The sequence below is a fragment of the Bacillus sp. T17B1 genome, assembly GCF_026796395.1.
Taxonomy (GTDB): Bacteria; Bacillota; Bacilli; order Bacillales; family Bacillaceae; genus Bacillus; species Bacillus spizizenii_A.
Window position 1 is genome coordinate 175,312 of record NZ_JALAYA010000008.1, and the last position, 12,857, is coordinate 188,168.

The window sequence follows — 12,857 nt, forward strand, 5'->3', positions numbered from 1 at the left end:
TTGATTTCCCCCTTAAATCGGCCTTTAATACCCTAAAATAATCAATAATTTGTAAGAGTTGTACCAGGATAGTAAAATTTTAAAATTGAACTATATGAATCTCCAGCTTCTGCTCTTGCTTTTGCTCCATATTGACTCATTCCGATTCCATGACCGTATCCTTTACCGCTGATTGTGTACTTTGATGTATCTTTTTTAACAGTCACATAAGTACTTTTAAATACAGTCGCCCCTATCATTGTTCGTAACTCAGTTGTTGGCACACTAATAGTTGTAATTTTGCTCATGTCATAGGAGCCGGTACTGCTTTTAACAAAATATTTTACTTTCATCGATGCTGTTTTTGCACGTTGCCCCTGTGTCGTTCCACTAAAGCTCAAATCCTCTATACTAGCAATTTTGACAGAGTCAGCACCTGTTTCTTTATTTTTCAAGATCCACTTTTTAATTCCAGCAAGTTTTGAAGAATCAGTTTCAGTTGCTGAAGACCACCAAGAAGACGGCTTTGTTAGGTCCAGCGAATTCGTATCTAGCTGTTTTTTTGATAAAGTAAGGGTCCAGTCCATCTGAGGATCCTTTGTATCTTTTTTTGCAATTAAGTAAGGTACACTGGATGACCATACTTCGTTACTTGCTTCTGTATAACCGCCATTACTGGATGAATAAGCAGCAGTTATAAGAGACCCGTTATATTTCAGAACTTTTCCCTTTGTTTGTTCAACCGCTTTATTGGTATTTGAATTCCAGCTATATCCTCCATAAACTTGAAATGCTGTCGTATCAGGTACAGTACTTCCTGTTTTTGTTATAGAGTAGGTTCTTGCAGCGACAGTCTGTGCTTTAAGAGCTTCAAGTGACCAGCTTGCAGGCATTTCATTTGGAATAACCCCTTTTAGGTAATCCTCAAATGGAATATTTTCATTTACCGGTCGGATATATTTAGTAGATTCAATAGAGAAATTAACCGTTCCAAGATACTGCTTTCCATTAAGACTAATCCTATTAGAAGTAGAATAGTTTTCCGGTTTAATTCGTAGAGAGTTTCCATAAGTTTTGATATTTTCAAGACTTAATTTCCCGCCGCTGATGTTTAGATTATAGGTGCTTCCACCAGCTAAATAAAATTCATCGGCAAGTGAATTCTCGACTTCAGCAGAAATAGAACTGGTGCTTCCGATAAAGTCGTATGCATATGTGGCTTTATCCTTCGTTATACTTTTAGCCGCCGTCGGAACACTATCTTGTTTAATAAATAAAATTTGGCTGTTCTTCTTCGAAGCAAGCGAAGCTCCTACCAATACGTCTGCATATTTTGTTCCGTTCGTCATTACGACTTTATCAGCCTTCAACTTTAGTTGCTTAATTATATTTGCTGTGAGTTCATATCTGGTTGATCCAGGTATCCTCTGCACAGTTGAAGTTTTTTTAATTTGATCTTCTACACTATCACTGACACTAAATGAACTGCCTATAATGATTACTTGTTTTGGCAAATCATAATCCGGAAGCTTATCTTTCTCTGTAAGTAAAATAGGGTATCCGTGAGCTGCTGCATACGGAGCAATGGCTAAAGCGTCTTGAAATACCCTTCCGGTTACAACAATCGCTTTATCATAACTGCCCATTTGTTTTGCAATATTTTCTGATAATACATATCTATTTTTTCCGCTTATTCTTTTCACAGCGCCATAAGATTTCAGCTTGCTTTCTACATCTTTTGAAATGCTTCGCGCTCCCCCAATGATTAAAATATTGTCAGGGTTAAACTTAGCAATTTGTCTTTCAGTAGTTTTTGTTAACGTGTCAGGCTGAGTAAATAAAACTGGAGCGTCCAGTTTTTTTGCCAATGGAATAACAGGCAATGCATCAATAAATATATCTCGATTCACCAATATAACTGTATTAGGATTTTTCCACTGACTGCTGGATGCAAGAGTTGCAGTTTCATATCGTGAAGCGCCTGCAAAGCGATTCGTAACAGCAACATTATCTCCAGTTACTTTGTAAAATCCTGTTGGCGATAGACTGATGCTCGATTTATTTCCAATATAATTTGACAATTTAACTGAGATGTTTGAGTCTGCTGCAAAAGTAACTGATGGAATCAATAATAAGATTGCAGCAAGCGAACACATTATCAATCGTTTGCAAGATTTCAAAATTTCTGGTTCCTCCTATATCTTAGTTGGCACGTGCAATATCTTTTAAAAGAAGCTGACCCTCATCATTTTTTTCATATGTAATCGTGACTTTATCTCCATTGTTAAAATTATCAAGATCACTTGTCGATTCTTCTGTGATATCAAGACTAACCGCCTCATTATCTACAGTTACTTCTATTGTGTGAGTATCTGCTAAACCTACATAAATACCTTCTTTTGTTTCAATGTTACTGTCTGTCAATGCATCTTCACCTTGACTCTTTTGACTATTAGCCCCGCAACCCGAAAGGAGCAATATAAATAACGTTAAAGCAATCAATTTTTTCATTTTTTTCACCTCATTATGTTTTATCGACAATCTATTTTATATTTTAAAGAAAAATTAAGAAACAGTGAAACTTTTTTTTATAAAAAACGACTATTTTAGGATTTCATTCTTGTATTAAATAGTGTTGTATTTAATGGAAATTTAACTCATAATGAAAATAATTTAACAGACGAGGTGTACAAAGGATGAGAAGTGAACGCAGAAAAAAGAAAAAAAACTTATTATTGACGATTTTAACGATAATTGGACTCCTTGTACTTGGAACAGGCGGCTATGCATACTATTTATGGCATAAAGCAGCATCTACTGTAGCAAGTATTCATGAGAGTATTGATAAATCTAAAAAGAGGGATACAGAGGTCAATATCAATAAAAAAGACCCGTTTTCTGTCCTAATCATGGGTGTGGATGAACGCGACGGCGATAAAGGCCGTGCCGACACGCTCATTTATATGACTGTTAACCCAAAAACCAATACAACTGAAATGGTCAGCATTCCGCGTGACACATATACAAAAATTATCGGAAAAGGCACAATGGATAAAATCAACCATTCATACGCATTCGGCGGTACGCAGATGACGGTTGACACGGTTGAGAACTTCCTCGATGTTCCGGTTGATTATTTTGTAAAAGTAAACATGGAAAGCTTTAGGGACGTTGTTGATACACTTGGCGGCGTCACAGTAAACAGCACATTCGCGTTCAGCTATGACGGTTATTCGTTCGGCAAAGGAGAAATCACACTGAACGGGAAAGAGGCGCTCGCCTATACACGTATGAGAAAAGAAGATCCAAGAGGCGACTTCGGGCGCCAGGACCGCCAGCGCCAAGTGATTGAAGGAATCATTAATAAAGGCGCAAATATTTCTTCTATCACGAAGTTTGGAGATATGTTTAAAGTTGTTGAAGATAATGTGAAAACGAACTTGACCTTTGATGACATGTGGGATATCCAGTCTGACTACAAAGGTGCGCGTAATAATATTAAACAGCACGAATTGAAAGGTACTGGCACGAAAATAAATGGAATTTACTATTACCAAGCTGATGAAAGCGCACTTTCAGATATCACAAAAGAGCTGAAGGAAAGCCTCGAAAATTAAAACAAAAATAAGCTTTGCACAATGTGCAAAGCTTATTTTTTATTTGCCTGTAAATGAGTCCGGATGTTCTTTCCGATATCCGTAATGAACCAGCAATTCTTCCACAATCCGTCGGGAAGCCTCTCCATCTCCATACGGATTAGAAGCCTGGGACATTTTCCTGTACTCATCATCATCAGTTAACAGCTGTTTTGCCAGCTGATAAATGGTTTCCTCATCCGTCCCTGCAAGTTTCAGCGTTCCCGCTTCTACTCCTTCAGGCCGTTCCGTTGTATCGCGCAGCACAAGCACCGGTTTTCCCAGTGATGGTGCTTCCTCCTGTACGCCGCCCGAATCTGTTAATATAAAATGCGATTTTGCCGCAAAGTTATGGAAATCAATTACCTCTAAAGGTTCAATCAAATGCACTCTATCAGAATCGCCAAAATGCTTCTTAGCCGCTTCCCGGACAACAGGATTCAGGTGCACAGGGTAAACGACCTGTACATCGTTAAACTCCTCAACAATTCTGCGAATGGCCTTGAACATGTTTTCCATTGGCTTACCCAAATTTTCCCGGCGATGCGCGGTGAGCAGAACCATTTTATCCTCGCCCACCTGATCGAAAACAGGATGTGAGTAACCATCCCTAACCGTTGTGCGAAGTGCGTCAATTGCTGTATTGCCCGTTACAAAAATAGAGTCGGCCTTTTTGTTTTCTTTTAATAAATTGTCTTTGGCCTGGCCTGTCGGTGCAAAATGCAAATCGGCTATTGCCCCTGTCATCTGGCGATTGAGCTCTTCAGGAAACGGGGAATACTTATTGCCTGTGCGAAGCCCGGCCTCTACATGGCCGACAGCAATTTGATGATAAAAGGCGGCTAGGCTTCCGGCAAACGTCGTCGTTGTATCACCATGGACAAGCACAATATCGGGTTTCATATCTTTAAACAGCTCATCCAATTTCACAAGTGCGTTGGACGTAATCTCTGCCAGCGTCTGCCGCTCCTTCATAATGTTCAAATCGAAATCAGGCGTGATGTGAAACGCATCTAAAACCTGATCAAGCATTTGTCTGTGCTGAGCAGTGACCGTAACATAGGAATCTATTTCAGGATATTTTCTCAATTCAAGAACAAGCGGTGCCATCTTGATCGCTTCCGGTCTGGTTCCGAAGACGGTCATGACTTTTAGTTTTTTCATATTTGTCACCTGATTTTCTGCTATAGTAAATACATTCATACTACTTATTCTACATGAAAATGGACCATTTTAAATCATTTCGCTTTCGATTCAAATAAAATGATATATGTTTTTTATATTAAGGATAAACCTTGTTTAAAAATGGTTTATCCTATATCATAAAAATGTGTAAAATCATAATTAATAGGGTAAATAGAGAATAGTGTAACCATAAATTTTTTCGATCATAAGGAAGGTGCCTTTTAATGAAAAAAGTACGTAAAGCCATAATACCAGCAGCAGGCTTAGGAACACGTTTTCTTCCAGCTACAAAAGCAATGCCGAAAGAAATGCTCCCTATCGTTGATAAGCCAACCATTCAATACATAATTGAAGAAGCTGTTGAAGCCGGTATTGAGGATATTATTATCGTAACAGGAAAAAGCAAGCGTGCGATTGAGGATCATTTTGATTACTCTCCTGAGCTCGAAAGAAACTTAGAAGAAAAAGGCAAGACTGAACTCCTTGAAAAAGTGAAAAAATCTTCAAACTTGGCTGACATTCACTATATCCGCCAAAAAGAGCCTAAGGGACTCGGACACGCTGTATGGTGTGCGCGGAACTTTATTGGCGATGAGCCGTTTGCGGTCCTGCTTGGAGACGATATTGTTCAGGCAGAAACACCTGGATTACGCCAATTAATGGATGAGTATGAAAGAACACTTTCTTCTATTATCGGTGTTCAGCAAGTGCCTGACGAAGAAACACACCGCTATGGCATAATCGACCCGCTGACTAGTGATGGCCGCCGTTACCAGGTGAAAAACTTCGTTGAGAAGCCGCCTAAAGGCACTGCACCTTCTAACCTTGCCATCTTAGGCCGTTACGTATTCACTCCTGAGATTTTCATGTACTTAGAGGAGCAGCAGATTGGCGCCGGCGGAGAAATTCAACTGACAGATGCTATTCAAAAGCTAAATGAAATTCAAAGAGTATTTGCTTACGACTTTGAAGGCAAGCGTTATGATGTTGGTGAAAAGCTGGGCTTTATCACAACAACTCTTGAGTTTGCAATGCAGGATAAAGAGCTTCGCGATCAGCTCGTTCCATTTATGGAAGGTTTACTAAACAAAGAAGAAATATAAGCAAAAAGGCTATTGGACATTCATCCAATAGCCTTTTCTTATTTCGACATCAAGGTCAGCGTATGCCTTACATTATCAACTGCAAAAACCTGATCATCAGTATTCACAAGAAAACGATTCTTGCTGCTGTCATACAATACATCACTGTTACTTAATGCTAATGATTCAGGAGTAACTGAAGAAATGTTGTAAAAGATAAGCTGTGATGCTTTATCATTCTCAAGCACAAAGCTTATTTTTTCATTATCAAAATCCAGCTTCTTTCTGCCATCAGCTGTATCTCCCTCAGTATATCCACTCAATTTCGATTGAATGCTGCTACTGCTGTCTCCCAGTAATTTCAGAAAGTATTCATAGGAATGTGCTGCATTTTTCGGGACATAAGGCGTAAAGGCAGCAGAACGTAATTCAGCATGTTTCACGTTTGTTACTACAGAACTCTGATTTACGTAAAAAGAGTGCCCGTCAAACTTTATTTTCGCTGCTTGTTTGCTCTTTGCAACTACTGTCACCTCGGTACCGAATGGCAGTGTAACGTCAGCCTTCTGTTTCAAATCCTGGTCCTTATAAACAGCCGCTTTTTCATCTGCTATAAACCCTTGCTTATTGACTGCTGTTAAGCGTTTCTCTGCCTTGCCCTTTACATCGCCATCATGCTTCTTCACTTCATTTTGCGGGATCGCGCCAAACGAAGCAATTGTACGAAGCGGGGCATTAAAAAACATTGTTCCCGCTATGAAGACAGTCAGAATAGACAAAATAGCAATTTGCATAGCATTAGCCAGGGATTTCGGCTTTTTCTTCTTTTTTCGAAGACGGGCAAACGCTTCAGGATCTTCTTTCTTGCGCTCTTCCGTTTGCTCTTTTTTATATGCTTCTTTTTCTTTTTTCGACAGCTTATTAAACCAGTCAATAAACGCTTTATACTCTTTGACAACCGTTTTTGTTTCATCAAACATGCGAAGCTCGCCATAGTGCATCCAAGCGACGCGGTCACACATCTTTTCAATCTGGCCGATGGAGTGACTGACAAAGAAAATGGTTTTTCCTTGCTTTTTAAACTCATTAATTCTGTCTACACACTTCTGATAAAACGTTTGATCCCCTACAGAAAGCGCTTCGTCAATAATTAAAATGTCAGGGTCAATATGCACGGAAATCGCGAAACCAAGACGCGATTTCATACCGCTGGAATAGTTTTTAACGGGCTGATTAATAAAATCGCCTATCTCGGCAAATTCCACGATGCTGTCGTACATATCATCAATTTCTTTATTGGTTAGCCCCATCATTAAACACTTGAGCCGGACATTGTCCCGGCCCGTCAATTGGTTATTTAAACCGGCAGCAATCGCAATCAGCGACGGCTGGCCGTTCATTTCAATTTCACCGCTGGTCGGCGGAATAATTTTAGCCAACAGGTTAGACATGGTCGATTTCCCTGACCCGTTTATTCCTACAAAACCGATTGTCTCTCCCTCATACACGTCAAAGGAGACATTCCGCACAGCAAAAAAACCATTATCCTTAGCCGGAAAAAACAATCCTTTAATCTTGTCCGATTGTTTTTTATACAAATGATACTGCTTTGAAACATTTCGAAACGAAACTTTTAGTTTCATCGTACAATCTCCTTACGTATTAAAGAAAGTCAACAAACTTGTCTCTGAATTTCATATGCAGGATAGAACCTACTAACAATAAAAGGGATGTGAACAACCAAAAGTACAGCGTATACTTCATATCTTGGAAAAACCACTGGCCGTCTAAAAAGCTGTTCCGGAACCCTTCAATAATGTAGAAGAATGGATTCAGCTTCAGAATAGGCACTAACTCAGGATGACTTTCACCGAGTTTCGCATTAACATCCCAAAAAATCGGTAACAAGAAAAACAGCAGTCTTGTTACGGCCTGCAGCAAGAATTGATAATCCCTAATCAATACACTGATTGTTGAATTAAACAGGCTAAACGAAAACATAAAAGCAATCATACAAATAAAGTAGTAAATATATTGTAACCAATGCATACTCGGAAAAATACCGTTAACTAGTAGTACGATGATATAAATTGCCATCATGATAATATAACTAAATAGGTTAGACGCAATAGCCACTGATGGTAAAGAACTAATCGGGAAGTTCATTTTAGCCACCATATTAATGCGTTTAAATACACTGTTTGAGCCATCAAGTATGGTTGGACTGATAAAAAACCATGGAATTAATCCTGCCAGCATCCAAATAATAAAAGGCACTTCGCCCGCTCCAGTTGTCACAGGACCGCCTTCTCTAATCCCTATACCAAATACGAACCAGTAGGCCAGCATTTGGATAAGCGGATTTAAAAACTGCCATAAGACACCTAAATAATTCATTTGATATTTAGACTTGGTTTCATAAGCCGCCAATCTTAAAATTAAAGGAAATGACGTTATTTGCTCTTTGAGTATTCGCAACAAATCATTCATTTTTTATCTTCCTTAGACTTAGTTGTTTTTGGGAATCTTTTTGTAATAAGCTTTTGAAAGCACCGCTGATTATTGTAACAGATCCTGCGTTTTTTTTCACTCCTCAACAAGTATCTAAAAAGCTGCCGAAAGATCGGCAGCTATACATTTTGTAATATAATGGAGATTATTCAACTTTAAATACAGTATTAACAACCTTTTCCGATGAACGTCCTGACTCTAAATAACAAAATTTATCATAAAAAGGACCGAAAGAAACTGGAAGCTTATAATCAGGCGATGAGATTTGCTTGATAGCCCCAATCGTTTCTTCCGTTGTTTTCACCAATGGACCAGGAGCTTCTTTTTCAAAATCAAAGTAGAAACCTCGCAACTTATCCCGGTAAGTTTCGATATCAGGAACAAAGAAAAGCATTGGACGTTTTAAGTTTGCAAAATCAAAGAATACTGAAGAATAATCAGTAATCAGCAAATCAGAGACCATATACAACTCTCGAATATCCTCATAAGCTGAAAAATCAAATGCAAACCCTTCAAAAGGCCCTAAATCAAAGTTCTCAGCTACCAGATAATGCATTCTTAAAATCACGATATATTCATTTCCCAGCTCTTGTCTAAGCTGATGCAAATCTAAATCGAGATCGAACTTATAACGCCCTTTTGCATAAAACTGATCATCTCTCCATGTAGGAGCATATAAAATGACCTTTTTATCACTAGGAATATTTAATCTGCGCTTTATTAATGATATTGTTTCTTCGTTATTATCATTGTGAAGGAAATCATTTCTAGGGTATCCAGACTCAATCATTGTTTTGTTAAACTGAAACGCCCGTGCAAAGATCTCAGTTGAATAGCCATTTGGCGAAATCAAGTAATCCCAATTAGAAGCTTCTTTGATAAAATTCCTTTTATATTTCTTCGTGTTTGTACCAGGCATATGGACTTCTTCCATATCCATAGCAAGTCTTTTTAGCGGTGTGCCATGCCATGTTTGTAAATATGTTGTGTGCTTAGGTTTTGGAATCCATAATGGAAGCCTGCTATTAACAACCCAGTACTCAGCTCTAGCCATAGCGAATAGCCATTTTATTGAGAGACGACTAATATAAGGAATTCTCTTTTCATCAAATGGCGCTGAATATTGTTTATTTACACTCCAGTACATTTTATACTCAGGGTGGTTTTCCCGCATATATTCGTAAATCGCTCTCGGATTACAACTGTATTGTTTACCATTAAAACTTTCAAAAATGACTGTTTTCCTTTTAACTGGCATTCTGCTAGCCATCACGAATAGTAATTTGTATGTTTTAGTGATAAACTTGTTTCTCAATTTGGTGATCTTTTTTATTTTTGATACTACCTTCTTCTTCTTCCCTTTAACAAAGTATTTAATCCTTGTATTCAGGCTATAATCGTTTACTCTGATACCTAGAGTCTGTTTTTTCTTTTTCTTAAAGACTTCATAACGAACCGGTGCTTTGTTAGATTTAATAACACTTACTAATCCTTTTAATTTGTTTTTTCGATCTCCTAGAACAAGAGCAGTGCTGTTGAACTGAATATCCGTTCCGTCCTTGTCAGAGCATACATACTCCATAAAAAGGCGATAAGCATAACGTTTTTGATTAGAAAAAGGAATTTCTTTCAAAGGCACTTTCACTTCAAAATCATACAATTCCGGAATAAAACCGTCTGCTCTCATGCTTTCAAGCCCATGTGTTTTTCTTTCAAACTGGAGTGGAAACTTTTCCTCAATAGGTGTTTCTCCGCCCTTTTTTAAAATAAGGTTCAAGTCTTTTATTCGGTATTGATTTTCGGAACTCAGGTAACCAGCATAGCCTGTTATGCTTATTACTTCAGAGTTAATCTCAATTTGATCAAACCTGATGATTTTGGCCTCTCTCTTTACCTTAATAGAAAAATTTCCTTTATCAGTTGTGTATGGTAAAATTAAAAGTTCCGTAGTTTGATCAACATGAAAGGCACGCTCAATTGAATCTACTTCAGCAGAAAGACGCTTCAAAAATGTTTCCTGCTCTGCATCCTCATATTTTTTTCGGAATTCAATATAAAAGTCATATGTTTGTCCCATTTCAACAGGCATAGGAAAAGCATGAATATTCACATCAGCTTTATACTCTAATGAGCCAGTGTTTTGAAGCGAAAATTCAGATTCTGTCCCTGAACGTCTCTCTTTCAGCTTTAAAAATAACTGCTGATCGTCTAAAAATTGTTGCTCTGAATCAATTGAGATTAACAATTCAAAATTCCCTAAATTGTTTTTCAAGCTTTTCAAAATACATTTAATCACAGTGTTTTCATTCATTACTTTTTTCTGCTCCTCTGTATAAAAGCTCATTCCTTTTTGCTTCCTTTAATTGGTGTCAACTACTAAAGACATTCCCCAGCAAAATATTAACTCTCTTTTATTTCCGTGACCCTCCAAGAGAAATTCCCTTTAACTGTAGTATAGGGCTCTATTCTATAGCCATTATCAGTAATCATACTGTTTTCTGACAACTTTATTTCTTCACTCGAAAGTCTGCGCATTGTTTTAATATGGCCATCTGCATTGAAAAGTATATAAAAGTCAATGACTTGAGTTTTATTAGCTGCTATCTTTTCAATATTTACATCTTTTTTTAGATCAATTACAAAGAACTGATCATTTTGTAAGTTTGTTGAAATAATTTCAGCCTTATTCTTTCTATCCAAGCCCACTAAACTCATTTTAATAAAATCATCATGATCATAATTTTCAATTTCTATTTTGCTTTTATCAGAATCCTCGTTATAAGAAACAATAAACGGATCTTTTTTCCCAATCTTTTTAGAGAGATTCTCTCTCTTTACCCGCACCTCAATCATCTGATTAAGAGCAAAAGCCCAATTTTCAATGTAGTTGGGTCTTGAATATTTTTCAGCCATTTTAAAGGCTTCTTCTGAAAATTTCCGGTGAGTACTTTCATCTTTCATTAAAGAGATAATGGCTTGTCCCAATTTCTCTATATTATACTGTTCAATGACATATCCGTTTACTCCATCAGTCACTAAACTCCTTGCTCCGTAATCATAATCATACGTGACAACTGGACACCCATTGCTCAGTGCCTCCATATTTGAGAGACCGAATCCTTCAAAGTGAGAGGTTGAAATGGTCAGCCAAGCTTTTTGAAACTCTGCGTCAGGATTATCTGTATAACCTTTCAAAAAGACATTATTCTGCAGTTTGGTATCTTCAATCTCTTTTTTTATTTTTTCAAAATCTTCGCCTGATCCGAATATATCAAGTTTTGCTTCAGGAATTTCTTTCACGACAAGACTAAAAGCCTTTACTGCATGTATTAAATTCTTCATAGATGCAAGTCTTGAAATAATTACAGCTTTGTATTTTTCACTCGGCACATTTAATACATCGGGATTAAGCGGCTTATCAATTGTATGCGGAGTAAAGAAAAACGTCTCTTGTTCCCCTGAAATTAATTTAAAATCTTCTAGCTGTTCCTCAGTTATAAAAAAGACAGCATCCAAATTATACATCTGACTAAAAACTTCTTTATAGCGTCCCTTAATTTGATATTTATTGTTACCGTAATGTTTATTATGAATGATAGCTCCATAATACGAAGAAGGGGATTTTTTCACTTTAAAAACATGTTTGTCTTGCGGTCTGCTGTCTACTAAGAACAACTTAGGTTTCTCATTTTCGTTTTGCAGATGTTCTATCCAATATTGACGCAGTTCTGATTCATCTTTTACTTTAATCTCACCCTCAAGAGAGTACCAAATAATATGAGATAATTGAACATCCTTTTCTTCATTGTTCCATATATAGAGTTTGTCTAAATATACTTGATTTTTGTCATTAATATATTCCTGCAGATACATCTTGTTTAGCTGCACATCATAATGAGTGACAAGAACTAAATTTCCGTCCTTTGTATATTCCTCTCTCTTTGTAAGTTGGTTTTTATCATTCCAATAGTCGACATAACGGATAGTTTCCTTATTTCCATAGTAACCGACAGACATTTCATTGTTTTTCTTACCAAACAATCTTGACACAGTTTTTGCAAACTTCCCTATGCCAGCTTGCTTTTTTACCTGATCAAGGCCTATTCGTTCGTCGTATGACCTTTTACCATTTGTTCTTTCACTTAAAAAATCATCAAATAGATTAATAACACTCGTGAATTTTTTATCAATCTTACCGTTGCTGTATAATTCGTCAATCTTTGAAGACAGCTCTAGATCAAAACGAAACGTTAAGAAAAATGTATTTTGGTTACACTCTTCACCAAATAATTTTGAACGCAATAATAATGATTTTGTCAGGCCACCGTAATTACTTGGCAGACCACCAGAGATAAAATAATAATTCATGTCAGGAATTTGTTTTATATTAGATTCACTCACCGCATGTAAAGACAATTTCTTACTCCCTTTCGGCATCTAGAATTTGATCATTGAAATTTATATC

9 protein-coding genes are annotated in these 12,857 nt (G+C 37.2%); 2 read left to right on the forward strand and 7 right to left on the reverse strand.

Annotation, left to right across the window (positions count from 1 at the left end):
- Window positions 1–41: 41 nt before the first annotated feature.
- Window positions 42–2,159: a SpoIID/LytB domain-containing protein gene (locus MOF34_RS05845; RefSeq protein WP_019715901.1), complete on the reverse strand. Its 2,118-nt coding sequence runs from the start codon at window positions 2,157–2,159 to the stop codon at window positions 42–44.
- A gap of 22 nt (window positions 2,160–2,181) precedes the next feature.
- Window positions 2,182–2,490, reverse strand: a complete 309-nt coding sequence (locus tag MOF34_RS05850; RefSeq protein ID WP_019715902.1) for a membrane protein — start codon at window positions 2,488–2,490, stop codon at window positions 2,182–2,184.
- 185 nt (window positions 2,491–2,675) lie between these two features.
- Between MOF34_RS05850 and lytR the strand changes: the two genes are divergently transcribed.
- Complete coding sequence (gene lytR, locus MOF34_RS05855; RefSeq protein ID WP_268399090.1) at window positions 2,676–3,596, forward strand: transcription antiterminator LytR; 921 nt, start codon at window positions 2,676–2,678, stop codon at window positions 3,594–3,596.
- A 39-nt stretch (window positions 3,597–3,635) separates the two neighbouring features.
- Here lytR and wecB read toward each other — a convergent pair whose 3' ends face one another.
- The gene (gene wecB, locus MOF34_RS05860) at window positions 3,636–4,778 is read right to left on the reverse strand and encodes a non-hydrolyzing UDP-N-acetylglucosamine 2-epimerase (RefSeq protein WP_268399093.1); all 1,143 of its coding nucleotides are present in this window, start codon (window positions 4,776–4,778) and stop codon (window positions 3,636–3,638) included.
- A gap of 245 nt (window positions 4,779–5,023) precedes the next feature.
- On the opposite strand from wecB, the gene galU reads away from it, so the two are divergent.
- Entirely contained in the window at window positions 5,024–5,902 is an 879-nt protein-coding gene (gene galU, locus MOF34_RS05865) for a UTP--glucose-1-phosphate uridylyltransferase GalU (RefSeq protein ID WP_019715905.1), read from the forward strand.
- A gap of 38 nt (window positions 5,903–5,940) precedes the next feature.
- On the opposite strand, the gene tagH is transcribed toward galU, so the two are convergent.
- From tagH to MOF34_RS05885, 4 genes are all read right to left on the reverse strand, one after another.
- Window positions 5,941–7,524: a teichoic acids export ABC transporter ATP-binding subunit TagH gene (gene tagH, locus MOF34_RS05870; protein ID WP_268399094.1), complete on the reverse strand. Its 1,584-nt coding sequence runs from the start codon at window positions 7,522–7,524 to the stop codon at window positions 5,941–5,943.
- A 19-nt stretch (window positions 7,525–7,543) separates the two neighbouring features.
- Window positions 7,544–8,371 carry a teichoic acids export ABC transporter permease subunit TagG gene (gene tagG / locus MOF34_RS05875; protein ID WP_268399097.1) on the reverse strand — a complete coding sequence of 276 codons (828 nt, stop codon included), beginning with the start codon at window positions 8,369–8,371 and terminating at the stop codon, window positions 7,544–7,546.
- Between the two features lie 166 nt (window positions 8,372–8,537).
- Window positions 8,538–10,736, reverse strand: a complete 2,199-nt coding sequence (locus tag MOF34_RS05880) for a CDP-glycerol glycerophosphotransferase family protein (protein ID WP_268399099.1) — start codon at window positions 10,734–10,736, stop codon at window positions 8,538–8,540.
- 56 nt (window positions 10,737–10,792) lie between these two features.
- Window positions 10,793–12,808 (reverse strand): alpha-glucosyltransferase N-terminal domain-containing protein, encoded by a 2,016-nt coding sequence (locus MOF34_RS05885; protein WP_268399101.1) that lies wholly within the window; start codon window positions 12,806–12,808, stop codon window positions 10,793–10,795.
- Between the last annotated feature and the right edge of the window lie 49 nt (window positions 12,809–12,857).

What these genes read in the sequence shown, in the direction of transcription:
- MOF34_RS05850 (WP_019715902.1), bottom strand. Translation starts at nt 2,490, where the DNA reads ATGAAAAAATTGATTGCTTTAACGTTATTTATATTGCTCCTTTCGGGT.
- lytR (WP_268399090.1), top strand. Translation starts at nt 2,676, where the DNA reads ATGAGAAGTGAACGCAGAAAAAAGAAAAAAAACTTATTATTGACGATT.
- wecB (WP_268399093.1), bottom strand. Translation starts at nt 4,778, where the DNA reads ATGAAAAAACTAAAAGTCATGACCGTCTTCGGAACCAGACCGGAAGCG.
- galU (WP_019715905.1), top strand. Translation starts at nt 5,024, where the DNA reads ATGAAAAAAGTACGTAAAGCCATAATACCAGCAGCAGGCTTAGGAACA.
- tagH (WP_268399094.1), bottom strand. Translation starts at nt 7,524, where the DNA reads ATGAAACTAAAAGTTTCGTTTCGAAATGTTTCAAAGCAGTATCATTTG.
- tagG (WP_268399097.1), bottom strand. Translation starts at nt 8,371, where the DNA reads ATGAATGATTTGTTGCGAATACTCAAAGAGCAAATAACGTCATTTCCT.
- MOF34_RS05880 (WP_268399099.1), bottom strand. Translation starts at nt 10,736, where the DNA reads ATGAGCTTTTATACAGAGGAGCAGAAAAAAGTAATGAATGAAAACACT.